Raw genomic sequence first — 23,773 nt, forward strand, 5'->3', positions numbered from 1 at the left:
CGCCCTGGGCCGGCAGGTAAACGGGGGAGGCGTTAGGGTGCCGGTATGACAATCATCGTGCTGGACAGCGCCGCGGGAATGGAAGCGGTGCTCCAGGCCGCCGAGGGGGAGCGCAGCGGGTTGCTGCGTTCGATGCTTGCTCCGATGGAAGGCATGTGCCGGTACTTTCCGGGGCAGGTGGACCTGGCGGCAATGCACGGTCTGAGTTTTGGCTTCCCCTTGGACCGCGACAGTGAAAGCTGTCGTGAGGGGCTCGCCCGGTTGACGACGGCGGATGCCTGGGGGCGGATCGAAAACGCGCTGGCGAACGCAGTTGACCTGCAGGTCCAAGCCGTTCCTGAAGTCAAGGTGCCGGAGATTACCGTCCTTATGGTGCTTGGCGACCCTGCGGACGAATACTTCATGGCGGATGCCTTTGCCCGCCAGCTCGACGGGGACCAACTGGGTTACACGCCCATGGGTCTACCGCACCTTCACGATGACGCAGTGTTCGAGAAGGTCCTATCCGGGCTGGATATCGGCGGGATGAACAACTTCACCGCCTGGGTGCACGGCGATGAAGCAGCCCGTCGGTTCGGGGCTGAACCGGTAGGTCTTCCGGCGGGGGCAGGCTACGCCGCAGGGAACCGCCTCGTTGACCGTTTCCTGGCGGCCACCGGGCTCAGTGCGGCGGAAGCATTGCACCTGCCAAGCCGAGAGATTATCGACACTGCGCTAAACGATTCCTGACACCGCAGCCAGCTGTAGGGCTTGACGGTATTCGCGGCCTCACCCAATAGTATTGCGCCCGTTTTTCTCTTGGTATTGCGGCGGCGCAATGGGTCCGTTGGGAATCGGCGCTTTTCTTGCTTTCGAATTCGTGAATGTCAGGTGCCGCCGCACGTCAGCGTAAGACGCAGCTCAGCGGACCCAGGCGCGCATAGTCTCGATCAGCGGCTCGGTAGGCCCGCCGATCAGTTTGGCCAGGTCGCCGGGCGCCGGAGCCAACGCACCGTCGCGCATATTGGCATTGAGCGTACCCAGGAAGCCTGCGGTCGCCTCATCAAGTCCGAGGGCGACCAGCTGTTTCTGTTCTTCCTCCGGTGCCAGGACCTCGTAGCGCACGGGGGTTCCAAGCACTTCCTGAGCGGCCGCAGCGAATTCCGTGTAGGTCCAGGCCGTATCCCCGGATAGTTCATAGGCCTTGCCTTCGTGGCCTGGAGTGCTGAGCACGACAGCGGCTGCCTCGGCATAGTCCCGGCGCGGGGCGCTGGCAATGCGCCCTGGACCCACACTGTTGGCGACGACGCCGGTTTGCCGCGCGGCGTCGAACTCCTGCCTGTGGTTTTCCGTGTACCAGCCATGGCGCAGAAAGGTCGCCGGAAGGCCGGACACAGTGATGAGTTCCTCGGTCGCTCGATGCTCCGGAGCGAGGGCGAGAATCGTCGTCGGCGCCTCAAGAACTGAGGTGTAAACCAGCTGGCGGACGCCGGCGTTCCGTGCTGCCTCGATTGCGTTTGCATGCTGCGCAACGCGGCGTCCCGGTTCGCTCATGGAAATGAGCAGGACCTTTTCGACGCCGTCCAGCACACCGGCTGTGGTGGCGGCGTCGTCGAGGTCAACCCGTGCCGTACGCAGGCCGCGGCCGGCGAGCTGGGACAGGCGGTCCTGGTTGCGGCCCAGGGCAAGGATGTCGCCCGGCGCGACACCGCGTGCGATCAGGGAGTCAATCACGAGGCCGCCGAGTTGTCCGGTCGCGCCGAAGATGGCAATGGTCACGGAAGGATCCTTTCAGGTGGGCCAGCGGGAGTGGTGAAAGACTATGCGCGGACCGGCTGGATCACCAGCGAGACAGTTGCGGACTGGAAGAGCGGATGGGGTAGGCGGCAGCCTCTCAGGGTGCCAGGAGAATGAGGTAGCGTTCCCTAATCAGGACCGCCCGCGCAAACGATGAGGGGGAAGGCATGGCGCCGCAGGCACCGGCAAGCAGTGTCAGGTTCGTGGAACGTTCGCCCGGTTGGCTGCGGTGGGGAGGCGGAGCCTTGCTGGCCGCCGTGGGTGCCGCGCTGGGCGTAGGGGCAGCCGTCGAGTCGGTGTGGCCGCTGTATTTTGCAGCCGCAGCGTTCCTGCTCGCTGCCGGCTGGTGGTGTTTCCTTGCCCGGATTACGGTCGCAGTAGACCAGCAGTACGTCACCTTAAGGGGACCCCTGTGGAAGCGCTCCATTCAGCGCCGAAACGTACAGGACATCATGGTCGCCAAAGACCACGGACTGAACACCGGACTGGTGAACTGGCCCGTGACGCGGCACGGACGCGGCTCCCTGACGAGACTGAACATGGGCGGCGCCGGTGCAGTCACGTTCTCCGACGCCGGCGGCCACCGGTACCAGGTGGTGCTGGCTGATCTCCCGTCCGCCGAACAGCTGGCACTCGCCATCGGAAACTGATCGGTGCGGCGAACATGACGGTGTGCCACAATCGTGGCCATGCCGCTCACTTCAGTTTCGACCGCCGACGGTTCGCTTCGGATTTCCTGGACGTTTCCCGCCCCGGCGCCGGCCGTCTGGGCGGGGTTCGCTGATGCAGCCCTTTTGTCCCAGTGGCTGGGCCGTCCCGTGGAATGCGACGTTCGAGCGGACGGATCAATCGTCGTCGACCATAGCGGCGGCTACCTGTCCCGCAGCGTTATCACCGACGTGGAGGAGCCGCGCCATTTGGCCATGAGCTGGGAGTTTCCCGAGGAACACGAATCACGGATCCAGATCCGGCTGCAGGACGCGGAGGAGGGGACACTGATGGACTTCACGCACCACGACCTCGGAGCCCTCGTCGATTCCTACGGCCCCGGCTGGATTACCGACCTGACGTATCTGGAAGCCGCCATTGCCGGGGGCGCCATTCCTGCGTCCCGGTTCTGGCCGCTGCATGCCACTTTCGAGACGTTGTATGCCGCACGCGTGGCAGCGGACGCGGTCACGGGCTGACGGTTTCCTTCTGCAGGATGATCTCGGTCTCCACGGGAGTGAAACCGAGGCGGGTGTTGATGGAACGCATCCATACATTCCGGTCATCGCTGCTGGTCCTGACTTTGCGGACGTTTCCCAGTTCGACGGCGCGGTGCAGGGAAGCCAGCTTCACGGCCGCTCCGAGGCCGTGGCCGCGGTGGCCGGAGACCACGAGGGTCCCTTCGATGTGCGCCGGCCGTTCGGTATCGGCATCAACGACCAGGCAGGTCCAGGCGGCAACGTTTCCGGCGGTGTCCACGGCGATCGACTCGAATACCGTGGACCCCTGCGCGATCCAGAGGTCCATCTCGGCGGCATACTCATCGGGCGATACAGGTGTCTCACCCCAGCCGAGCTCGCCGTTGGGCGCCTCGGCATCCACGAGGCCCTTGATCTGCCCAACCTGTTCCCGGAACCGCTCCGGGACGCCGTTGACGTGCGTTGAAATTTCGTAGCCGGGCGCCGTCGTCGGACCGGCAAGCTGTGCGTCACGGAGATCCAGCTCGACGACGGTTTCGGTGGTTGCCGGGGAATAACCCAGGGGGAAAGCAAAATTCTGCATCAGCGCGTCCAATTCGACCGAGGACGACCGGATGGCGCTTGCCACGAACCTGGCCGTGGATGCAGGACCGGCGTCTTCGGCGGCACGAGCCAATGCCGACCCAACCCCTGCGTTTTGGTGGACGGGGTCGACCCAAACGAATATCCACGTGGTGTCCGGAGTATCGGGTGAATGCATGCCGGCTGCGAAACCAATCAATGTGGTGCCGTTCCATGCACCCAGCAAATGGTTTTGCCATCCGTTGGGTGTACGCCAGCCAAGAATCCGGGCTTCCTTGTTGGGGGAAATCCAGCCGGGCCTTACGCTTTGGTTTGCCGCGCATTCAATGCGGTAGGCCTCGGCCATGGCGCTGTCATTATCGAGGTCCAGCGGGCGGATTTCCATAGGCCACACTCTAAGGTCTTCAGGGATGTTTATCGGCAAAGAACCGCGGGGGAGTTGCTGATGCCGACGCCGGAAACATGTGCATTTAAAGCAAAACCGGCGTGAAGCTCAAGGAGCTCCACGCCGGAATAAGCGTCCGGCTCAAGGCCGGAAACGCGTGTTACGCGTTGTGGTTGTTGTTACCGCGGTGGCCGGACTTGGCCAGGCCGCGGGCAACCATCAGACCGACCGTGAGGAAGGTGATGTACTGCATTGCCTGTGCGGCGTTGAACACGTCAAGGCCGTTTTCGTTGGCGTTGTCGCCAACAACTGCTGCCGTGATGATCGTGGCGATAACGGCCAGGACGTAAACGGCGAATTCGAGGGTCCGCGTGGACACCTTGATGTCGTTGGCGTTGCGAACGGTGGTGTTCGTGTGATCGTTGTGAGTCTGCGTATTAGCCATGTGGTTCTCCTCAAGTAGTGGTGTGAGCGGCCTGGTGGCCATGCAACTTTGATCCCGCTACTGAAACCATGTCGACATTTTCTCTACTGGAAAGACTTTATCGATAGGCCGGATAATAAGCAAACTTAGCTTTTATTGCTGAGCAGATCCGGCTGGTATGAACTGCGGGTTAAACAAAAAGAAGGAACAGGCAATAACCTGTTCCTTCTAAGCCGGCAATTCGCCGGGGAGAGCGGACGACGGGATTCGAACCCGCGACATCCACCTTGGCAAGGTGGTGCTCTAGCCAGCTGAGCTACGTCCGCAAATGCAAACAGTCGAAACTGTCCGTGCGCGATACTGGGATCGAACCAGTGACCTCTTCCGTGTCAGGGAAGCGCGCTACCGCTGCGCCAATCGCGCCCTAAACTGCTCGGCCCGTTCAGGATTACTCCTGGAAAACCATAAGCAGAAGGGAGAGCGGACGACGGGATTCGAACCCGCGACATCCACCTTGGCAAGGTGGTGCTCTAGCCAGCTGAGCTACGTCCGCAAGAAAAGCACTGAAACAGTACTGTTCGTGCGCGATACTGGGATCGAACCAGTGACCTCTTCCGTGTCAGGGAAGCGCGCTACCGCTGCGCCAATCGCGCCCATAAATGGGTTTCTTACAATCCACTGTGGAGGTGGGGACGGGATTCGAACCCGCGTATACGGCTTTGCAGGCCGCTGCCTCGCCTCTCGGCCACCCCACCGTAACCGCCGCATAAAGCTTTGGAGAACCGGACCCGGCGAACCGGGAGCGGCTTGTACAGTGACTTGCGAGCGGACGACGGGATTCGAACCCGCGACATCCACCTTGGCAAGGTGGTGCTCTAGCCAGCTGAGCTACGTCCGCATGTTGATCAGGTGAGGGAGTTATTGCCCCGGATTGCTTGCGCTTTCCGCGGCGAACCCCCGCTTTCCAACGAAGAAAAACTCTATAGGACGTTTGCGGGTTCGTCCAATCGGTCCCGGGTTCGGCCCAGGTTTGGACTGGGGCGGGATCTGGGCTAGCATCTTTAGACGTTGGAGTGCTTCCGGGCGCATCAACGTGATTTAGCAAAAGAAGGGCGATTGGCGCAGTGGTAGCGCGCTTCGTTCACACCGAAGAGGTCACTGGTTCGAACCCAGTATCGCCCACCCTTCACTGGCCGTCACTTTCCTTCGGGAAGGTGGCGGCTTTTTGCGTCTATCTGGCGCCGGCTCTTTTTGGGGCGTAGTTATGGGTCCTGCATCCACACTGCGGACCCAATGACTACGGAGCCAATCGTGACCCTTCCGGAAACCAGCCCGTTGCACGCACCCTTGGACGGGTTGCTTGCCACTTCCGCCGTGCGCCTGCCCTATCAGCACAACGTGCTGCTTCGCTCGTTCGTCCTCGAGCGGCCCGGCGGCAACATGATTGTGTACAACTCGCCGGGCATCAACAGCTCCGCGGAGGCCATCATGGACCGGGGCGGAGCTGCTCGGCTGCTGATCAACCATGCCCATGAAGCGATGTACGGAGCGCCGGAATTCGATGTTCCGGTATACGTCCATGAGGGGGACCGTGCCGAGGTGGCCGGATCGCTTCCGGTGTCGGCCGTGTTTGACCGGCCTCAGATGATTGGCGAAGACCTGGAGGTAATTCCGACGCCGGGACACACTGCGGGCACAACAAGCTACCTATGGAACAACGGGGACAGGCGCTTCCTGTTCACCGGGGACTTCATCTGGATTGAGCACGGCGAGTGGAAAGCGGTGGTTCTGGACGAGCACCTTCGAGGCGATTACCTCGCCAGCCTCGCGCAGGTCCGTGACCTGGACTTTGACGTACTCGTGCCGTGGGGCACTACGGACGACGGCCCTCCTTTCGGGCTGGTCGGAGGCAAGGATGAAATTCGAAGCCGCGTCGATGCCGTGATGGACCGGGTCCGCGCAGGCGGACGCCGCTAGTCGCAGGCCGTGCGGGGAGCCGAAAGCAGACTGTCACCGCCGGGTGGCAGACTGGAGACATGACTGAACCAGCACTGGCACACGCAACCGAATACGGACGCATGTATTCGCGGTCCCTTTCCGAGCCGCCCACGGTCCCGTCCATCACCACGGTCATTTCCCAGGGCTCAACGTCCCTGGACGGCTGGCACAGCTATATGGCAGCTTCCGCCGTCGTCAAGGATCCGAAACTCACCGCCGCCCTCGGGAGCCCGTCGCAGCTGCGCTCCGTGGTCAAGGAGGCCTCCTCGGCCTCCGAACGCTACCGCGACGCCGCCGCCCAGCGGGGCACGCGCGTCCACTTCTACTGCGAGCAGGTTGCGCTCCGCGCCCTGGACCGCCCGCATGAGCTCGAACGTGCCCGCGAGGACCTTGTGGCCCGCGGCGAGCACCAGTTCGCGGACCGGTTCGACGAATGGTGGAAGCTTTACGATGTCCAGCCCATCGCCCCGGAAATCACCGTGTGGAACGCCGAGCTTGGCTACGCCGGCACCCTGGACCTGGTGGCGCGGATCGGCGGCCGGCTGTGCCTGATCGATTACAAGACCAAGAACACCGACCGCGACGGACAGGTGAAGCAGCTGGATGACAAGGTCGTGATGCAGCTCGTTGCCGGGATGAAGGCACAGGAATCGCTGGTCGACGCCGGTGCCGGCACCTGGGAGCCGTGGGCCTACGGACAGGACCCGCTGCTGCTTGGCGTCGCCGTGGGCCAGACGGAGGTGCGTCCCATGCGCGCCAACCCGGACGTGCTGCCCCAGCACTGGTTCAAGTTCTGCGCACTGCGCCGGGTCTGGCAGACCAACATCGACGCCGTTGCCGCAGGCCGGGCCCTGCTGCCCGTGCCGCCGCCCCCGGTCGGAGCGCACGAAGCCCCCGCTGCACAGGCTTCAACCCCGCAGGCTGCACCGACGGCAGATCCGCAGACTTCGGTGGCAGCGGGCGCTCCTCAGGCCTGAGCGTCCCGGCGGGCGGCGGAGCCAACTAGACTGGATTCCGATCCCCTGCAGCAAGAGTAAGGAACAAACCCCCGATGGCCATCCTGACTATCCGCACGCTCGGCGACCCGGTCCTGCGGACCCGCGCCGAAGACGTGACCGACTTCGGCCCCGAACTGGCGAAGCTGGTAGCGGACATGGAGGAAACCATGGAGGACGTCGAAGGTGCCGGGCTGGCAGCGCCCCAGGTGGGCGTCAGCCTGCGCGTATTCACCTACCGCGTGGACGGCCAGGCCGGGCATGTGGTCAATCCCGTCCTTGACCTGAGCGACGACCTCCAGCCGGACCATCTGGAGGGTTGCCTGTCCATCCCCGGGCTTGGCTACCAGACACCGCGCTTCCGTTGGGCCCGCGTCACCGGCCAGGACCTGCACGGAAACCCCATCAGCATCGAGGGGGAGGGCATGCTCGCCCGGTGCTTCCAGCACGAAACGGACCACCTGAACGGCGCCCTCTATATCGACCGGCTCGAAGGCGAGCACCGCAAGGAAGCACTCCGGGCCATCCGGCAGCGCGAGTACGACGCGATCGCGGACCGTACCGCAGCGCAGCGTGCCCAGAGCGTGGGCTCCAGCTTCGGTACCTTCGGCCAGGCGGCCAAGGGTACGTTCGGCACCCAGGCCGGAGCCTAGGTGGCCGCGGCACTTCGCGTCCTGTTTGCCGGCACCCCCGCAGTCGCCGTACCGTCCCTCGACGCGCTGATTGACGCCGGGTTCGACGTCGTCGGCGTCCTTACCCGTCCCGATGCCCCGCTGGGCCGCAAAAAGGTCCTGACGCCATCGCCGGTGGCCGCCCGCGCCGAGGAACTGGGTCTGCCCGTGATCCGCGCTGCAAAGGTGGACGACGAAGCCATCGCGGCCATCGCCGCCCTGGAGCCCGACGTCGCAGCCATCGTTGCGTACGGTGCCCTCGTTCCGGCCCGCGCCCTCACCGTGCCGAAGCACGGCTGGATCAACCTGCACTTCTCGCTGCTGCCTGCCTGGCGCGGCGCCGCCCCGGTGCAGCACGCCGTCATTGCCGGTGACGACATCACCGGCGCGTCCACCTTCCTGCTTGAAACCGGGCTGGACACCGGCCCGGTCTACGGCACCCTCACCGAAACGGTGCGGCCCGAGGACACCAGCGGAGACCTGCTCGAACGCCTCTCGCACTCCGGTGCCGTGCTGCTGGCCCAGACGCTCAGCGCAGTCGACGCCGGCGCCGCCGTGCCGGTGCCGCAGCAGGGGGACATCACACTGGCACCCAAGCTCAGCATCGACGATGCCCGCGTGGACTGGCAGCAGCCGGCCCTGGCTATCCGCCGCCGCATCAACGGCGTCACGCCCGAACCCGGCGCGTGGACCACCTGGGACGGCTCCCGGTTCAAGATCGGCGCGGCCAAACTGCGCCCCGATGTCACCGACCTGCGCCCCGGCCAGGTCCGCTTCACCGGCGGCGGGGACGCCGCCGCCGTCGTGGGCACCGGCTCACACGGACTCGAACTGCTGCGTGTCCAGCCCGCAGGCAAGAAAATGATGCCGGGGGCCGACTGGGCCCGCGGCCTCGCCAACCGTGAGGACGTGGTCTTCGAATGACCCCCCAACCTGAAAAGCACCGCAACGACAAGGGCCACGAACGCCGCCGCGCCGCAGTGAAGACCCGCACCGCCGCCGCCCCCGGCCAGCGCACCCGCGCAGCCGATCCGGCCCGGCTGGTTGCCTTTGAAGTGCTCCGCGCCGTCTCCGGCGAGGACGCTTACGCCAACCTCGTGCTGCCGAAAAGCATCCGCAAGCACCGGCTGGACAAGCGCGACGCCGGCTTTGCCACCGAACTGGCCTACGGCGCCCTGCGCGGCCAGGGCACCTATGACGCCATCCTCGCCAAGTGCGTGGACCGCCCGCTGGAACGCCTGGACCCTGCTGTCCTGGACGCCCTGCGCATCGGCACCCATCAGCTGCTGGCCATGCGCGTCCCTGCACATGCCGCCCTCGACCAGACCGTCGGCCTGGCCCGCGCCGTCATCGGCGCCGGACCGTCGGCGCTGATCAACGCGGTGCTGCGGAAGGTCGCCGCCCGCAGCCTGGACGAGTGGGTGGAACTGCTCACCGAAGGCGAAACCGACGCGGTTAAGCGCTCCGCCATTGAGCATTCCCACCCGGAGTGGATCGTCCGGGCCCTGCGCCAGTCACTCGTGGCGCACGGACGCAGCGTCGATGAGATCACCGACCTGCTGCGTGCCGACAACGACGCTCCCGTGGTGAACCTGGTCGCCCTGCCCGGCCTCGGCGACCTCGATGAGGCCCGCGCCGCCGGAGCGACGGACGGCGAGCTCGTGAAGGATTCGGCGCTGTTCTCCGCCGGCGACGTCGGCCGGCTGGACTCGGTCCGCGCCGGCACCACCCGCGTGCAGGACGCCGGCTCCCAGCTGGTCGCCCGTGCCCTGGCCGAACTGGACCTCGGCGGCGCGTCCGTCGATGAGGACGGCGTGGAAAAGTGGCTGGACATGTGTGCCGGCCCCGGCGGCAAGGCCGCACTGCTCGCCGCCCTCGCCCACGAATCCGGGGCCGTGCTGCTGGCCAACGAGCCCGCTCCGCACCGCGCACAGCTGGTCCGCCAGGCCCTGGACGCCGTGCCCGGGGAAACCTGGAACGTGCGTACCGGAGACGGCCGCACCATCGCCGAGGACTACCCGGAAACCTTCGACCGGATTCTCGTCGACGCACCCTGCACCGGCCTGGGCGCCCTGCGCCGCCGTCCGGAGTCCCGCTGGCGGCGCAAGCCTACCGACGTCGGCGAACTCGGCATCCTGCAGCGCGAGCTGCTCACCACCGCTGTGGACGCGGTTAAGCCCGGGGGAGTGGTGGCCTATGTAACGTGCTCCCCGCACCCCGCGGAAACCACCGCCGTCGTCGCCGACGTGATGCGCAAGCGCAACGACCTGGAGCTGCTCGACGCCGGCGCCGCGCTGGACGCCGTCAGCCTGCCCGGCGCGCTGGAGGCCGGCCACGAATCCACCGCCCAGCTGTGGCCGCACATCCACGCCACCGACGCTATGTTCCTGGCACTGATCCGCCGCAAAATCTAGGAGACCCTTCGTGAGCAAGTGCTGCATCAACCCGAGCATCCTCTCGGCCGACTTCGTGAACCTCGAAGCCGAGCTGCAGCGGATCAGCGCCGCGGACGCCGTGCACGTGGACGTTATGGACAACCACTTCGTACCGAACCTGACCATTGGCCTGCCCGTGGTGGAACGGATCCAGCAGGTGTCCGCGCTGCCGCTGGACGCGCACCTGATGATCGCCGACGTCGACCGCTGGGCGCCGTTGTACGCCGAAGCCGGCCTCGCCTCGGTCACGTTCCACGTAGAAGCATCGACGGCCCCGATCAAGCTCGCCCGCGACCTGCGGGAGCGCGGCGCCAAGGCCGGCATGGCCCTGCGCCCGGCCACCCCGGTGGAACCGTACCTGGACATGCTGTCCGAACTGGACATGCTGCTGATCATGACGGTGGAGCCGGGCTTCGGCGGACAGAAGTTCCTGGACGTGACGCTGCCCAAGATCCGCCGGGCTGCCGAGGCCGTCCGCGGCTCCGGGCTGCCGCTGGCCATCCAGGTGGACGGCGGGATCTCCCCGGAGACCATCGAACGGGCCGCGGAGGCCGGAGCGAACGTGTTCGTGGCCGGCTCGGCAGTGTACGGCGCTGGTGATCCCAATGACGCTATCCGCAAACTGCGCGCATCTGCCGAGGCTGCTGTGCAAGAATAGTTAGCAACAAACGTGCTCCGGGGTCGGTGTAATTCCGAACCGGCGGTTATAGTCCGCGACCCGCACTGCTGATCCGAGAAATCGGGGCAGCGGTTCGGTTGAATCGGTGAAATTCCGATACCGACAGTTAAAGTCTGGATGGGAGAAGCACGTGCAGTTTGTTGTTCCGCCGGCTTTGCCGACCCTTCGAGGTCCCCTTTTGCAGGGGTGACCCCTCGAACCGGTTGTACCCCGGCGACGCATCGTACTGTCGTACCCCCGGAGCACCCGCTTAGGGATAGGACGACATGGATTTTCTACGGTGGCTCTTCGAGGCACAGATTCCGGTGGGCTCAAGCTCACTGCTGGTGCGCGAACTTGTGGGCAACATCTTCGGGCTGCTCAGCGCCTTCGGCGGTATGCGCCGTAAAGTCTGGGCCTGGCCCGTCGGCATCCTGGGCAACCTGCTCCTGCTGACCGTCTTCCTTGGCTCCATGTTCGGCGGCGCCGATACGGCCACGCTGCTGGGCCAGGCCGGCCGGCAGATCATGTTTATCGCCGTGTCCATCTACGGCTGGCGTCGCTGGCAGCAGAGCAAGTCCCACGGCGAGAGCGCGGTGACCCCGCAGTGGGCTTCGGGCCGGGAACGCATCGGGCTGGTGACGATCATGCTGCTGGGCACCGTTGCCCTGACCCCGGTCTTCGCCCGGCTCGGTTCCTACGAACCGGTGTGGGCCGACGCCTGGACCTTCGTCGGCTCGCTGCTGGCCACTTACGGCATGGCCAAGGGTTGGGTCGAGTTCTGGCTCATCTGGGTGGCCGTGGACATAGTGGGCGTGCCGCTGCTCTTCAGCGCCGGTTACTACGCCACAGCGTTTATGTACCTCTTCTACGGCGGCTTCACCCTTGCCGGTTTCTTTGTCTGGTGGAAGGCCAAGCGGGACGAGAAGCCGCAGGTGGAAGTGATGATGCCGGACCCGCGGACCCGGTAGCCGTGACCTAAACGAGGAGGCGCACCATGGAACCAGCCAGCACCAGCGTCAGCAGCTTCATCGACGGTGTGGCATCTCCCGTTCGCCGCCGCGACGCCCAAACCCTGGTCGCGCTGATGACGCGGATCACCGGGGAGCAGCCGGCTATGTGGGGGCCGTCGATCGTCGGCTTCGGCAGCTACCACTACAAATATGCCAGCGGCCGGGAGGGGGACGCCGGCGCGGCGGCATTTTCTCCGCGCAAGGGCGCCACCACGGTTTACCTTCCTGACGGCGTGGACGCGTACACGGAGCAACTGTCCCGGCTCGGCGACCACACGACGGGTGCGGGCTGCCTGTACATCAAGGACTTGGCGAAGGTGGACCTCGAGATCCTCGGAGGAATCATCGCCGAGTCCTACCGTCGCGTCAGCGCAGATGATTTCGGCAGCGGCGGCTGAATCCGATAACCAGTAGGTTAGGGATAGGCTTACCCGGCTCGAGCAAAGGGACAATCGGATCCAGTTTGGCTGCCCGTCGGATATCAGAGGCAATGGAAAACGGGGGACCACCATGGGTGCGATGGATGACTTGCTGGGGCCGAACGAGGTCAAGACCCTGCACGATGCGCTGGCCGGCGCGGCACCCGGTGTCGATTGGGGCGGGGTGCTGGCCACCCGTACCCGGCTGGAACCGTTGTCGCTGCGCGGCCGGACGGACGCCGTCGCGCACGCCCTCGTTAGCGCACTGGGCACCTATCCGGCCGCCGCGGCTGCGTTCCGCGCCGTGCTGGACGATCCGACCTTCACCGGTTGGGTGCTGTGGCCCGTCACCGAGGCTGCCGTAACTTTGGCACTGGCCGACGGCGGCACCCCGGCCTTCGACGACGCGCTGGTCCTGCTTGCGGAACTTACCCCGGGGCTGACCAGCGAGTTCGCCATCCGGCGGCTGCTGAAGGCCGATCACGAGCGGGCTCTGGCGATCATCCGGACCTGGACGGACCACCCCAATGAACACGTACGCCGGCTGGCCAGCGAGGGAACCCGGCCCTACCTGCCGTGGGCCGTCCGGGTACCGTCGCTGCTCGCTACATCGGGAGCCACGCTGCCGCTGCTGGATGCGATGCACAATGACGAGTCGGAATACGTGCGCCGGTCCGTCGCCAACCACACCAACGACCTCGCGCGGCACGCGCCCGAGCTCGTGCTTGAGGCGGCCGCACGCTGGCAGCAGACCGGCACGCCCGGTGCCATCTGGGTGGTGCGGCGCAGCCTGCGCACCCTGGTGAAAAAGGGAAACCCCGGCGCGCTTGAGCTGATGGGTTTCACCCCAGCGGAGGTGAGCATTACCGGGCTGCAGACGGAGACAACCGTCCTGCAGCTGCCGGGCGAACTAACCTTCGACTTTGTCTTGAGCAACACCGGCGACGCTCCGGCCCGCCTGTCAGTTGATTACGCAGTGCACTACGTCAAGGCGAACAGGTCCACGGCCGAGAAGGTCTTCAAGCTGGCGACCGTGTCCCTGGAACCGGGGGAGTCCCGGCAGCTGAGCGGCCGGCACGGCTTCCGGCAGATGACCACCCGGCGGCATTACGCCGGCACTCATGCCCTGGAGGTGCAGGTGAACGGGGTCCGGCACGGCCGGCTGGAGTTTGATCTGGTGCTCTAGGCGCCGGCACCCTCCCCGCTGCGCGGCGGGGAGAAACCGACGAGGCTGTCGTTGATGCCGGCCAGGAACCCGGGGGATGAAGACCATCGTGCTGGATGAGGCGCGCCGTGCCGCAGTGCAGCGGCGTACCCTCACCGCGGTTGTCCTCAGCCAGATTCTCGGTGGGGCGGGCTTGGCCGCGGGCGTCACGGTGGGGGCACTCCTGGCGCAGGACATGCTTGGGTCGGAGGGGTTGGCCGGCCTGCCGGCGGGGCTGATTACCCTGGGTTCCGCGCTGGCGGCCTACCTCGTGGGAAGGGTTACCCAGCGGGCCGGACGGCGGATCGGACTCGGGTCCGGGTTCCTGGCCGGCGGTCTCGGTGCGCTGGGCGTGGTCCTGGCTGCTGTGGTGGACAGCCCTGTTCTGCTGTTTACGGCCTTGTTCCTATATGGGGCGGGAACGGCCACCAATTTGCAGGCTCGATATGCCGGAACGGACCTGGCGCTGCCGGACCGCAGGGGACAGGCCATCAGCATTGCGATGGTCTCGACGACGTTCGGGGCGGTTGCCGGACCCAATCTGGTGACGCCCATGGGCCGCTTCGCCGAGGGCTTGGGTATTCCCGCCCTGGCCGGCCCCTTCCTCCTTGCCGGAACAGCGTTCCTGGCCGCCGGCGTCGTACTGCTGGTGCTTTTGCGCCCGGACCCGTTCTTGCTGGCACGCCGGTTCCGGAACCAGGCAGCGGATCCGATGCCGAGCACCGTCGGCGAAGCAGCGGTACGTCCGGGGACCGGAGTCTACGTGGGTGCCGCCGTGATGGTGCTGACCCAGATCGCGATGGTGGCGATCATGACCATGACGCCGGTGCATATGCGGGCCCATCACCATGACCTTGCCGCGGTCGGAATGGTTATCGGGGTGCACATCGGCGCGATGTATCTGCCGTCGCTCGTCACGGGGATATTGGTGGACAAACTCGGACGTACTCCAATGGCTATCGCCTCCGGGGTCACCCTGCTCTTGGCCGGAGTCACTGCAGCCTTCGCGCCGGGGGAATCCCTGGGCCTGCTGATCCTGGCCCTCGCCCTGCTCGGCATGGGCTGGAACTTCGGCCTGATCGCAGGGACCGCGCTGGTAGTGGACAACACGTCACCGGAGATCCGCCCACGCGTTCAAGGCAAAATCGACGTGTTCGTTGCCTTGGCCGGGGCCGGCGGGGGAACCTTGTCCGGCGTTGTGATGGCAGGCACCAGCTACGCCGCACTCGCCCTCTCGGGCGGCATCCTGGCCTTGCTGCTGATCCCGGTGCTGTTCTGGGCCCGGCGTAGCAAGGCAGTGGAAAGGTACTAGTTGCGGACAGCGGCTACGGCTTCAATTTCGACGAGTTGGTGGTCGTAACCCAACACCGTGACTCCCAGAAGAGTGCTGGGGGCGTCGTGGCTGCCGAAGGCATCCCGGACTACTTCCCAGGCGGTGACCAGGTCCGCCTGGGAGCTGGAGGCAACCAGCACCCGTGTGCTGAGGACGTCCTCGAGTGCAGCCCCGGCGGCCTTCAGCGCAAGCTCCAGGTTCGCCATGCACTTGGCCGCCTGGCCGGCATAGTCGCCGATGGCCGCCGTCGAACCGTCTTCCTCCAGCGGGCAGGACCCGGCGAGGAAGATGAGCCTGGCGTCCGCGGGTGCCGTGGCGGCGTAGGCATACTCCGCGGCGTCGGACAGCTGGGTGGAGCGGATGAGGGTTACCAAGGAGGACTGTGCGGAAGCTGACATGGATGCAGTCTAAGCGGGAGTTATATCGACACCCGAAGACCGAGCGATCTACAAAACCACCAGGCGCTGCAGGCTCACCGGGGCGACAAAACAGCAGCCGCGCGTTCCAGTGCGCCCGGCACGATGGAGTAGTAGGCCCAGACACCGCGCTTCTCACGGTGCAGAATGCCGGCGTCAACCAGGATCTTCAAATGGTGGGACACCGTGGGCTGGCCCAGCCCGATCGGCTCGGTGAGGTCGCACACGCAGGCTTCTTTGTTCTCCTGGGCGGCGATCAGTGAGACCAGGCGCAGTCGGGTCGGCTCGGCCACGGCCTTGAGCAGCTGGGCGAAGCGCTGGGCGTCTTCGATGCTCAGCGCTTCAGAAGTCAGCGGCGTGCAGCAGGTCTCGACGGCGGGAGCGGGAACTGTCAGTGCAGAGGTCACCTGCCCATTATGCACAGATTGACAGGTATCGATATATCCCGGGATACTCGACATCGAAGGATATCGATATTCTTCAATGCAGTTCGCCCTGTCGATGTCCCGTACCGATGTCCCGCCGAGGAGCTTTGTGAGCACGTCCACCGCACCACCCCAGACCGGTCAGGTCACCGGCCGGCTTTCGACGCTTGACCGCTTCCTGCCGGTGTGGATCCTCGCCGCAATGGCCGTCGGGCTGTTGCTGGGCCGGTTGGTCCCGGGCATCGGTCCCGCGCTGGACTCGGTGAAGGTGTCCAATGTGTCGCTGCCCATCGCCGTCGGCCTGCTGGTGATGATGTATCCGGTGCTGGCCAAGGTCCGCTACGACGAAACCTCGCGGGTGATTGCCGACCGGAAACTGATGATCACCTCGCTGGTACTGAACTGGGTGGCCGCACCGGCGTTTATGTTCGCCCTGGCCTGGATCTTCCTGCCGGACCTGCCCGAATACCGCACCGGGCTGATCATCGTGGGGCTGGCCCGCTGCATCGCCATGGTGATGATCTGGAACGACCTGGCCTGCGGTGACCGCGAAGCCGCCGCCGTGCTGGTCGCCATCAACTCCGTCTTCCAGGTCCTCGCCTTCGGCGCCTTGGGCTGGTTCTACCTGCAGGTCCTGCCCGGCTGGCTCGGCCTGGAAACCACCAGCGCCGGCTTCTCCTTCTGGGCCATCACCGCCAGCGTCCTCGTTTTCCTGGGCGTCCCGTTGCTGGCCGGTTTCCTCACCCGCACCCTCGGTGAAAAGGCGAAGGGCCGCGACTGGTACGAGGGCACCTTCCTGCCGAAGCTTGGCCCGTGGGCGCTCTACGGCCTGCTGTTCACCATCGTGCTGCTGTTCGCCCTGCAGGGGGATGAAATCACCTCGAACCCGCTCGACGTCGCCCGCATCGCCCTGCCGCTGCTGGTCTACTTCCTCGTGGTCTTCGGTGCCGGCATGCTGCTGGGCAAGCTCCTGGACTTGGGCTACGCCCGCACCACCACGCTGGCCTTCACCGCCGCGGGAAACAACTTCGAACTCGCCATCGCCGTGGCGATCGGCACCTACGGCGTGACCTCCGGGCAGGCGCTGGCCGGCGTCGTCGGCCCCCTGATCGAAGTCCCCGTCCTGGTCGCCCTGGTCTACGTCGCCCTTTGGGCGCAGAAGAAATACTGGCCCGCCGCCACCCCAGCCCTTGCGACCTCTCCAAACGCCTCCACAGAAAAGACGAACCGATGAGCACCGAAACCGCAGCCAAGCCCTCCGTCCTGTTCGTCTGCGTGCACAACGCCGGACGGTCGCAGATGGCCGCCGCGTACCTGCGACACCTCGGCGAGGGACGGATCGAAGTCCGGTCCGCCGGATCCGCGCCCGCCGACTCGGTCAACCCTGCAGCCGTCGAAGCCATGGCCGAAGAGGGCATCGACATGTCTGCCGAGCTGCCCAAGGTGCTGACCACCGAGGCAGTGAAGGAGTCCGACGTCGTGATCACCATGGGCTGCGGCGACGCCTGCCCGATCTTCCCCGGCAAGCGCTACGAGGACTGGAAACTCGACGACCCCGCCGGCCAGGGTGTGGCCGCGGTCCGCCCCATCCGCGACGACATCAAGACCCGGATCACCGCACTCATCGCCGACCTCCTGCCGGCTTAGCAAAACCTTCGTACTCATTGAGGAAAAGCACTAATGAACACTGAACTGTCCCAGCTTCCCGTCGCCGTCATCGGGTCCGGCCCCGTGGGCCTGGCGGCCGCCGCGCACCTGCTCGAACGCGGACTGACTCCGGTCATCTTTGAAGCCGGCGACTCACCCGCCTCGGCCGTGCGCGCCTGGCGGCACATTCGGCTGTTCTCGCCGTGGCAGTACGACGTCGACGCCGCCGCCCGCCGCCTGCTCGCCGGCACCGGCTGGCAGGAACCGGACGCCGAGACCCTGCCGACCGGCGCGGAACTGCTCGAGCAGTACCTGCAGCCGCTGGCTGCCGTGCCCGCCATCCGCGATGTGCTGCACACCAACAGTGAGGTAGTTGCCGTCAGTCGGGAAGGCCTGGACAAAACCCGCACCGGCGGACGCGATGCCACTCCGTTCCTGGTCCGTGTCCGGAACGCCGACGGCACAACCGCCGATAACCGGGTCCGCGCCGTCATCGACGCTTCCGGCACCTGGAACTCCCCGAACCCGCTGGGCTCGGCCGGACTCGCAGCACCGGGGGAGGCCGCCGCCTATGCAGAGGGCTTCATCACGGCGCCGCTGCCGGATGTCACCGGCCGGGACCGCGACCGGTTCGCCGGCAAGCACATCCTGGTGGTCGGTGCAGGCCATTCGGCGGCCAACACGCTGCTGGCGCTGGGGGAGCTGGCCGAGCAGGAACCGGACACCCGGATCAGCTGGGCCATCCGCCGGTCCTCGGCGGCCAGCGTGTACGGCGGCGGCGACCTGGACGGACTGCCGGCCCGCGGCGCGTTGGGCAGTCGGCTGCGGACCCTGGTCGAGGAAGGCCGCATCGAACTGCACACCTCGTTCACCATTACCGGCTTCAAGAGCTCCGGCAGCCTCGCCGTCATCGGGACCACTCCATGCGGGGAGACGCAGTTGGACGTCGACCTGCTGGTTCCGGCCACCGGCTTCCGGCCGAACCTGGACATGCTCCGTGAAATCCGGCTGGATCTGGATCCCGCCGTGGAAGCTCCGCGGGCGCTCGGGCCGCTCATCGATCCGGAATTCCACAGCTGCGGCACCGTGACGCCGCACGGCGCCCGGCTGCTGTCCCACCCCGAGAAGGACTTCTACATCACCGGAATGAAGTCCTACGGCCGGGCACCGACGTTCCTGATGGCCACCGGCTATGAGCAGGTCCGTTCCATTGCCGCGGCCCTTGCCGGGGATCAGAAGGCGGCCGACGACGTCGAACTCGTCCTGCCCGAAACCGGGGTCTGCTCCACGGATCTGGGCGGCAGCTGCGATACCGTGGCCGGCTGCAATACCGACGCCACCGCTGCGCCTGCCGCTGAGTCCTGCTGCGGTGTGCCGGAGCCGGCAGCTGCTGCGCCTGCCGCTGAGTCCTGCTGCGGTGTGCCGGAGCCGGCAGCTGCTACGCCCGCTGCTGAGTCCTGCTGTGGGACGCCGGAACCTGCATTCCTCGGTATTCCTACCGGACTGGAACACGGCCGCTCCGGAGAACAGGGGAACTAGTTCCGGGATACGATGCGGCAGTCCACCCGCTACTACGTCCCGGAAGGAACCGGCCGATGAACAACGCCGCAAAAGGGTGGCTGCTCCTGTCCGCCGCCATCCTGGCTGAAGTGACGGCGTCGCTCTCGCTCAAAGGTGCGCTGGAGCATGCCGGTCTCTATGCCGTGGTCGCGGCCGGCTATCTAGGCTCATTCATCCTGCTCGCCGGCGTCCTGCGCGCCGGCATGGCCTTGGGTGTCGCGTACGGCGTCTGGGGTGCGAGCGGCGTCGCCCTGACCGCCATCGGCTCCCTGGTCTTCTTCGGCGAACCGCTCACCCTGCTGATGGGCATTGGTATCACCGTTGTCATCGCCGGGGTGCTCTGCGTCGAACTCGGGTCCCAAGCGGCACATGAGAAAACCGAAACCGCGTAATGGCCTACCTCTTCCTGATCGGCGCGATCCTCTTCGAAGTAGCCGGCACAGTTTCCCTCCGTCTCGCCGTCGACGACAAGCGCTGGTACGCAGGAGTCGCCGTCGGCTATCTGGTGGCGTTCGGCATGCTCACCCTCACCCTCGCCCACGGCCTGCCGCTGGGCATCGCCTACGGGATCTGGGCGGCCGCCGGCGTTGCACTGACTGCGGTTATCGGCAGGGTCTTATTCAAGGAACCCTTCACCTGGCTGATGGGCCTGGGAATAGTCCTTATTGCCGGCGGTGTGCTGCTCATCGAACTGGGCGCTGTGCACTGACGACAGCAGGATCAGTTGTCCCAGACGAAGGCGCGGGGCCCATTGCGGGTCCCGCGCCTCGGTGTTCCCTTAGCTGATTACTGCCAGGTCGGGCTCATGCCTTCCGGATAGCGGGCACCGAATCCGCCGGTCGGAAGGATCTCTTTGATGCGGGCCAGGTCGGCATCAGTGAGACTGAGGTCAACGGCGCCGACGTTCTCCTCGACGCGCTTGGCACTGCGGGTGCCGGGGATCGGGACGATGTGTTCACCCTGTGCGAGCAGCCAGGCAAGGGCGAGCTGCGCCACGGTGGCGTCCTTGGATGCGGCGAGTTCAGTCAGCTTACGGGTGGCGTCGACGTTCTTCTCGAAGTTGCCGGGCTGCCATCGGGCGTCCCAGCTGCGCATGTCGGTCTCGTCATACTCGGCTGCCGGCTTCGCGGTGCCGGTGAGGAACCCGCGCCCGAGGGGTGAGTAGGGCACGAACCCGATGCCGAGCTCGTTCAGGACGGGGAACAGCACCTCCACGTCGCGCTCGAAGAGGGAGTACTCGGTCTGAAGGACCGAGACGGGCTGCACGGCATGGGCGCGGCGCAAGGTCTCCGGGCCAGCTTCGCTGAGACCGAAGTACTTCACCTTGCCGGCATCGATAAACTCCTTCACGGTCCCGGCGACATCCTCGATGGGAACGCTGGGGTCCACCCTGTGCTGGTAGAGCACATCGATGTGGTCTACGCCGAGACGACTCAAGCTGTTCTCGACGACGTCGCGGATGTGTTCCGGGCGGCTATCGAAACCGCCGTCGCGCGTGAAGCCGAACTTCGTGGCGATGACAACCTCGTCACGGAAGCTCTTCACGGCCCGGCCAACGATCTCCTCGTTCGCACCCCAGCCGTACAGCTCGGCTGTATCAAAGAACGTCACGCCCAGCTCATGCGCTTTCTGGATCGCAGAAATGCCTTCCTGCTCATCACCGGGACCGTAGGCAAGCGAGATGCCCATTGAGCCGTAACCAATGGCGGAAGTGGTCAGGCCTTGGCTGCCCAGAGTGCGTGTCTGCATGATGTCTCCTCTTTCGTGGATCGAGCGGCGCCGGAAGGGCTGGTGCGCCGTTGAGCCGGCGACGAATGGCTACCCATCGAGGTCCCGACGGCGAAAACCAGTGAAACCGATCAGTAGGAACACAGCGGTGACGGCGGAAATTCCCGTCAAACCGGCCCATCCTTCGTCGTCGACGGAAACGTTGGGAACGTGCCAGAACGGACTGATCGCCAGTACCCAGTCCCAGAGCCTGAACGTCGGGCCCAGCAACGTGAGCACGAAGGAAATAAAAACACCGGCCCAGGACGCGATTACCACCTGCGGCCGTGCACCGATGACCGCCACCGAAACGGCGGTGGCCGTCCACATGGCCGGAACGGTCACCACGGCCTGCAGGAGAACCTTGCCGGCGTCGATGCCCAGGTCTCCGGAGGCCAGCACCGTGATGATGGCTCCAGCGAGAAGCAGGTAGATGGTTGGTGTGGCCAATGCGAGCATGACGTTTGCCGTGAAGTAACGGGAGCGCGGAACGGCGGCGGCCAGAACGGGCTCCAGCCGGCCCGCGAGCTCCTCGGTCCGCACCTTCTGCAGGATCTGCACGCCGGGAATGGCCGCAATGATTCCGGCAAGGCTCAGAATCGTCACCAGGAAGGCCGGCGCGAGAGCCTCCGGCGTGGCGGCACCGGAGGCGAGAACCGAGGCGGCAGCACTGTCACCGCTCAGGATGTCCTTAAAGGAGCGGGCAAAAAATCCGAAGACCACCCCGATAATCATGAATGCAATGGTCCATGTCAGGATCGGGGCGCGGTTCAGCCGGACCGCCAGGCTCCATGGAGTTCCAACTCTGCCCCGGGCCGGGCCGGGATCGGGAACGATGGCCCCCTGCCCGAAGTCGCGCCGCGACTGCAGCAGGAAGGCTACACCGAGCAGGACCAGGGCGAGGGCCACTGCGGGAAGCAGCGGCCACCAGTGGTTGCCGCTGGCCGGCCGGGTTCCGGTCATCCAACTTAACGGATTGGTCCAGGACATCCAGTCCGGTGCCTCCACCGAATACAGGAATCCGCGCAGCAGGAACAACGCGCCGAAGGTGCCCACGGCCAGCGAGTTGGCCGTCCGCGCATCGGATCCTAGCTGCGCGGTCACAGCGGCGACCGCAGCAAACATCCAACCGGTGGCAGCGAACGTTGCTCCCAGCAGCAGGGAGGCATTCCAGCCGCCGCCGCACCAGGCAGTGACAACCCCGGCGACGGCTCCGAGAGCCGCCGAGCCGATCAGGGCCAGGCTGACTCCCGCCAGCAGGCGGCTGCCCCGGCCCAGCACACCGGATGCCAGAAGCTCGGCCTGTCCGGAGTCCTCCTGGCCCCGGCTGGACCGGGTGACGGTGAAAATCGATCCGAGTGCGGCGAGGAAACCGCCCAGGGCGAGGCTGCGCCAGGCATTGAAACCGTCGTCGGTGCTCAGATCGTAGGCCGGTCCGAAGATCAGGCCCAGTGCCGGGTTGGAGCCAATGGCAAGCGCTAGTCCGAGGCGGTCCTGCTGGGTGGGAAAGACCCATGGGTAGACGAGTACGGAGGACGCAGAGAGTGCCGTCGCGATCAGGATCCACGGCACAAAGCTACGTCCGTCGAACCGGACAGTAGCACGCAGCAGCGGTCCGGTACCCGTCAGGGCGTTGCTCATGGGCGCGCCCGTGTGGAGGGGGCGTCGTCCTCGTACAGCCGCAGGAAGAGGCTCTCCAGCGAGGGCGGTTCGACGGTCAGCGATGTGATGCCGAACGGGGTGAGTGCTGCCATTGCCTCACCCACCCGTGCGGACTCCACCACAGCCGTGAGTTTGCCGCCGTCCAGGTGCACGTCCTCGAATGCGGCCAGCTGGCCGGGCTGTGGGTCACGTTCCAGAGTGGCGTGGACGGCGGCGGTGGTATGCCCGCGAAGCTGGGCCAGTGTCCCTTCCTCCACGATCCGTCCGTCCCGGATAATGCTCACCCGGTCCGCGAGGGTTTCGACTTCGGCGAGAATATGGCTGCTGAGCAGCACCGTGGTGCCGCGTTGCTTTGCCTCGCCGATCACTTCCTGGAAGACGTTCTCCATCAGCGGGTCCAGACCGCTGGTTGGCTCGTCAAGGATTAGGAGCTCGACGTCGGAGGCCAGGGCGGCGACGATGGCCACCTTTTGCCGGTTACCCTTGGAGTACTGGCGGCCCCGCTTCGCGGGATCCAGCTCAAACCGCTGGATCAGTTCCGCCCGCCGCCCCTCGTCCAGGCCGCCGCGGAGCGATCCCAGCAGGTCGATGGCCTCGCCGCCGGTCATGCCCGGCCACAACGCGACATCGCCCGGCACATAGGCAAGCCGGCGATGCAGCGGCACGGCCTCTCGCCACGGATCCTTTCCCAGGACCTGCAGGGCTCCGGCGTCGGCCTTCAACAGTCCTAGGAGCACACGGATAGTTGTTGACTTCCCGGCGCCGTTTGGCCCCAGGAAACCGTGCACCTGCCCACGCTGAACTTGGAGGTTCAGCCCGTTCAGAGCCTGGAATTTCCCGAAAGATTTCTCGAGCCCCTGAACACTGATGGCCAACTCCGCGCTCATAGCCTCCCCGTTCCCTAGCCGTCCCTACAGTTAGTGTGCTGGTACATCCACCATGGTGACCAATGTTTTCCTCTGCCTGCCTGCCTGTTGGCGGCAATTCTGGACTGGACATGCCTCGTCATCACCACATGGGAACTTCACAAACGCTGGCCGGGCTCAAGGCTCATTATCGACGACGACAGCGCCGTCCCGTTCATGGTTACCAGTACCAGTACGGACAAAGCCAAAGTGGTCGTATAAGTTCCGAAGTCGGAAACCGTCGACGCGAGCCAAAACCGGACGAATGCCGGATAGCGACGCAGGGTCGGCTCTACCTCTTTGGCACCGCC

The 23,773-nt window shown here is 65.7% G+C and carries 26 protein-coding genes, 7 tRNA genes and 1 riboswitch; of the genes, 19 read left to right on the plus strand and 14 right to left on the minus strand.

The annotated features are described in order from the left end of the window. The first annotated feature begins 45 nt into the window (after positions 1-45). Complete coding sequence (locus N2L00_RS06905) at positions 46-729, plus strand: DUF2268 domain-containing putative Zn-dependent protease (protein ID WP_255863174.1); 684 nt, start codon at positions 46-48, stop codon at positions 727-729. A gap of 171 nt (positions 730-900) precedes the next feature. Here N2L00_RS06905 and N2L00_RS06910 read toward each other — a convergent pair whose 3' ends face one another. After that, positions 901-1,758: an SDR family oxidoreductase gene (locus N2L00_RS06910; protein ID WP_255863173.1), complete on the minus strand. Its 858-nt coding sequence runs from the start codon at positions 1,756-1,758 to the stop codon at positions 901-903. Between the two features lie 221 nt (positions 1,759-1,979). Here N2L00_RS06910 and N2L00_RS06915 point away from each other — a divergent pair, with 221 nt between their 5' ends. Both N2L00_RS06915 and N2L00_RS06920 read left to right on the plus strand, forming a co-directional pair. Further along, positions 1,980-2,426: a hypothetical protein gene (locus N2L00_RS06915; protein WP_255863172.1), complete on the plus strand. Its 447-nt coding sequence runs from the start codon at positions 1,980-1,982 to the stop codon at positions 2,424-2,426. 39 nt (positions 2,427-2,465) lie between these two features. After that, entirely contained in the window at positions 2,466-2,963 is a 498-nt protein-coding gene (locus N2L00_RS06920) for an SRPBCC domain-containing protein (protein WP_255863171.1), read from the plus strand. Here N2L00_RS06920 and N2L00_RS06925 read toward each other — a convergent pair. The 8 genes from N2L00_RS06925 to N2L00_RS06960 all read right to left on the minus strand — a co-directional run bounded on the left by N2L00_RS06925 (position 2,953) and on the right by N2L00_RS06960 (position 5,252). Then, complete coding sequence (locus N2L00_RS06925; RefSeq protein ID WP_255863170.1) at positions 2,953-3,930, minus strand: GNAT family N-acetyltransferase; 978 nt, start codon at positions 3,928-3,930, stop codon at positions 2,953-2,955. The genes N2L00_RS06920 and N2L00_RS06925 overlap by 11 nt on opposite strands. 160 nt (positions 3,931-4,090) lie before the next feature. Continuing rightward, the gene (locus tag N2L00_RS06930) at positions 4,091-4,375 is read right to left on the minus strand and encodes a hypothetical protein (protein WP_255765955.1); all 285 of its coding nucleotides are present in this window, start codon (positions 4,373-4,375) and stop codon (positions 4,091-4,093) included. A 231-nt stretch (positions 4,376-4,606) separates the two neighbouring features. Continuing rightward, positions 4,607-4,680, minus strand: a tRNA-Gly gene (locus N2L00_RS06935). Between the two features lie 25 nt (positions 4,681-4,705). Then, a tRNA-Val gene (locus tag N2L00_RS06940) sits at positions 4,706-4,777 on the minus strand. Between the two features lie 56 nt (positions 4,778-4,833). Continuing rightward, positions 4,834-4,907: transfer RNA gene (locus N2L00_RS06945), tRNA-Gly, on the minus strand. Positions 4,908-4,935: 28 nt separating this feature from the next. Next, positions 4,936-5,007 (minus strand) — tRNA-Val (locus N2L00_RS06950). Positions 5,008-5,035: 28 nt separating this feature from the next. Further along, positions 5,036-5,109 (minus strand) — tRNA-Cys (locus N2L00_RS06955). A gap of 69 nt (positions 5,110-5,178) precedes the next feature. Then, positions 5,179-5,252: transfer RNA gene (locus N2L00_RS06960), tRNA-Gly, on the minus strand. Between the two features lie 212 nt (positions 5,253-5,464). Between N2L00_RS06960 and N2L00_RS06965 the strand changes: the two genes are divergently transcribed. The 11 genes from N2L00_RS06965 (at position 5,465) to N2L00_RS07015 (ending at position 15,059) form a co-directional block, all read left to right on the plus strand. Next, positions 5,465-5,536: transfer RNA gene (locus tag N2L00_RS06965), tRNA-Val, on the plus strand. A gap of 111 nt (positions 5,537-5,647) precedes the next feature. Then, positions 5,648-6,331 carry an MBL fold metallo-hydrolase gene (locus N2L00_RS06970; RefSeq protein WP_255863169.1) on the plus strand — a complete coding sequence of 228 codons (684 nt, stop codon included), beginning with the start codon at positions 5,648-5,650 and terminating at the stop codon, positions 6,329-6,331. Positions 6,332-6,390: 59 nt separating this feature from the next. Next, positions 6,391-7,329, plus strand: a complete 939-nt coding sequence (locus N2L00_RS06975; RefSeq protein WP_255863168.1) for a cytochrome — start codon at positions 6,391-6,393, stop codon at positions 7,327-7,329. Positions 7,330-7,403: 74 nt separating this feature from the next. Beyond that, the gene (gene def, locus N2L00_RS06980; protein ID WP_255765958.1) at positions 7,404-8,000 is read left to right on the plus strand and encodes a peptide deformylase; all 597 of its coding nucleotides are present in this window, start codon (positions 7,404-7,406) and stop codon (positions 7,998-8,000) included. After that, complete coding sequence (gene fmt, locus N2L00_RS06985) at positions 8,001-8,942, plus strand: methionyl-tRNA formyltransferase (protein ID WP_255863167.1); 942 nt, start codon at positions 8,001-8,003, stop codon at positions 8,940-8,942. Next, on the plus strand, positions 8,939-10,432 hold the full coding sequence (locus N2L00_RS06990) for an RsmB/NOP family class I SAM-dependent RNA methyltransferase (RefSeq protein WP_227933336.1): 1,494 nt from the start codon (positions 8,939-8,941) through the stop codon (positions 10,430-10,432). Before fmt ends, N2L00_RS06990 begins: the two co-directional genes overlap by 4 nt. A gap of 10 nt (positions 10,433-10,442) precedes the next feature. Continuing rightward, entirely contained in the window at positions 10,443-11,111 is a 669-nt protein-coding gene (gene rpe / locus N2L00_RS06995) for a ribulose-phosphate 3-epimerase (RefSeq protein WP_229952130.1), read from the plus strand. A gap of 8 nt (positions 11,112-11,119) precedes the next feature. Continuing rightward, positions 11,120-11,266: riboswitch (FMN riboswitch) on the plus strand. Between the two features lie 132 nt (positions 11,267-11,398). Continuing rightward, entirely contained in the window at positions 11,399-12,082 is a 684-nt protein-coding gene (pnuC, locus tag N2L00_RS07000) for a nicotinamide riboside transporter PnuC (protein ID WP_229952129.1), read from the plus strand. Positions 12,083-12,108: 26 nt separating this feature from the next. Continuing rightward, positions 12,109-12,522: a DUF1801 domain-containing protein gene (locus N2L00_RS07005; RefSeq protein ID WP_255863166.1), complete on the plus strand. Its 414-nt coding sequence runs from the start codon at positions 12,109-12,111 to the stop codon at positions 12,520-12,522. A gap of 121 nt (positions 12,523-12,643) precedes the next feature. Next, positions 12,644-13,729, plus strand: coding sequence for a DNA alkylation repair protein (locus tag N2L00_RS07010; protein ID WP_255863165.1), 1,086 nt, complete (start codon positions 12,644-12,646; stop codon positions 13,727-13,729). Between the two features lie 76 nt (positions 13,730-13,805). Beyond that, positions 13,806-15,059 carry an MFS transporter gene (locus N2L00_RS07015; RefSeq protein WP_255863164.1) on the plus strand — a complete coding sequence of 418 codons (1,254 nt, stop codon included), beginning with the start codon at positions 13,806-13,808 and terminating at the stop codon, positions 15,057-15,059. On the opposite strand, the gene N2L00_RS07020 is transcribed toward N2L00_RS07015, so the two are convergent. After that, positions 15,056-15,478 (minus strand): RidA family protein, encoded by a 423-nt coding sequence (locus N2L00_RS07020; protein WP_255863163.1) that lies wholly within the window; start codon positions 15,476-15,478, stop codon positions 15,056-15,058. The two genes, N2L00_RS07015 and N2L00_RS07020, sit on opposite strands and share 4 nt — an antisense overlap. Before the next feature lie 74 nt (positions 15,479-15,552). Beyond that, positions 15,553-15,957 (minus strand): metalloregulator ArsR/SmtB family transcription factor, encoded by a 405-nt coding sequence (locus N2L00_RS07025; protein ID WP_257794957.1) that lies wholly within the window; start codon positions 15,955-15,957, stop codon positions 15,553-15,555. A 40-nt stretch (positions 15,958-15,997) separates the two neighbouring features. Here N2L00_RS07025 and arsB point away from each other — a divergent pair, with 40 nt between their 5' ends. From arsB to N2L00_RS07050, 5 genes are read left to right on the plus strand one after another with little or no spacing between them, the layout of a single operon-like run. Further along, positions 15,998-17,155, plus strand: a complete 1,158-nt coding sequence (arsB, locus tag N2L00_RS07030) for an ACR3 family arsenite efflux transporter (RefSeq protein ID WP_257795062.1) — start codon at positions 15,998-16,000, stop codon at positions 17,153-17,155. Beyond that, positions 17,152-17,568 carry an arsenate reductase ArsC gene (locus tag N2L00_RS07035; protein ID WP_255863160.1) on the plus strand — a complete coding sequence of 139 codons (417 nt, stop codon included), beginning with the start codon at positions 17,152-17,154 and terminating at the stop codon, positions 17,566-17,568. The genes arsB and N2L00_RS07035 overlap by 4 nt, the downstream gene beginning before the upstream one ends. Positions 17,569-17,601: 33 nt before the next feature. After that, positions 17,602-19,107, plus strand: a complete 1,506-nt coding sequence (locus tag N2L00_RS07040; RefSeq protein ID WP_255863159.1) for an FAD-dependent oxidoreductase — start codon at positions 17,602-17,604, stop codon at positions 19,105-19,107. Positions 19,108-19,163: 56 nt separating this feature from the next. Then, on the plus strand, positions 19,164-19,520 hold the full coding sequence (locus tag N2L00_RS07045) for a multidrug efflux SMR transporter (protein ID WP_255863158.1): 357 nt from the start codon (positions 19,164-19,166) through the stop codon (positions 19,518-19,520). Continuing rightward, positions 19,520-19,837, plus strand: a complete 318-nt coding sequence (locus tag N2L00_RS07050) for a multidrug efflux SMR transporter (RefSeq protein WP_255863157.1) — start codon at positions 19,520-19,522, stop codon at positions 19,835-19,837. The genes N2L00_RS07045 and N2L00_RS07050 overlap by 1 nt, the downstream gene beginning before the upstream one ends. A gap of 77 nt (positions 19,838-19,914) precedes the next feature. On the opposite strand, the gene N2L00_RS07055 is transcribed toward N2L00_RS07050, so the two are convergent. From N2L00_RS07055 to N2L00_RS07065, 3 genes are all read right to left on the minus strand, one after another. Next, positions 19,915-20,877: an aldo/keto reductase gene (locus tag N2L00_RS07055; protein WP_255863156.1), complete on the minus strand. Its 963-nt coding sequence runs from the start codon at positions 20,875-20,877 to the stop codon at positions 19,915-19,917. A 69-nt stretch (positions 20,878-20,946) separates the two neighbouring features. After that, entirely contained in the window at positions 20,947-22,536 is a 1,590-nt protein-coding gene (locus N2L00_RS07060) for an ABC transporter permease (RefSeq protein ID WP_255863155.1), read from the minus strand. Next, positions 22,533-23,444: an ABC transporter ATP-binding protein gene (locus N2L00_RS07065; RefSeq protein WP_255863154.1), complete on the minus strand. Its 912-nt coding sequence runs from the start codon at positions 23,442-23,444 to the stop codon at positions 22,533-22,535. The genes N2L00_RS07060 and N2L00_RS07065 overlap by 4 nt, the downstream gene beginning before the upstream one ends. Positions 23,445-23,773: the final 329 nt, after the last annotated feature.

The organism is Arthrobacter sp. zg-Y1171, assembly GCF_025244845.1.
Classification (GTDB): Bacteria; Actinomycetota; Actinomycetes; order Actinomycetales; family Micrococcaceae; genus Arthrobacter_B.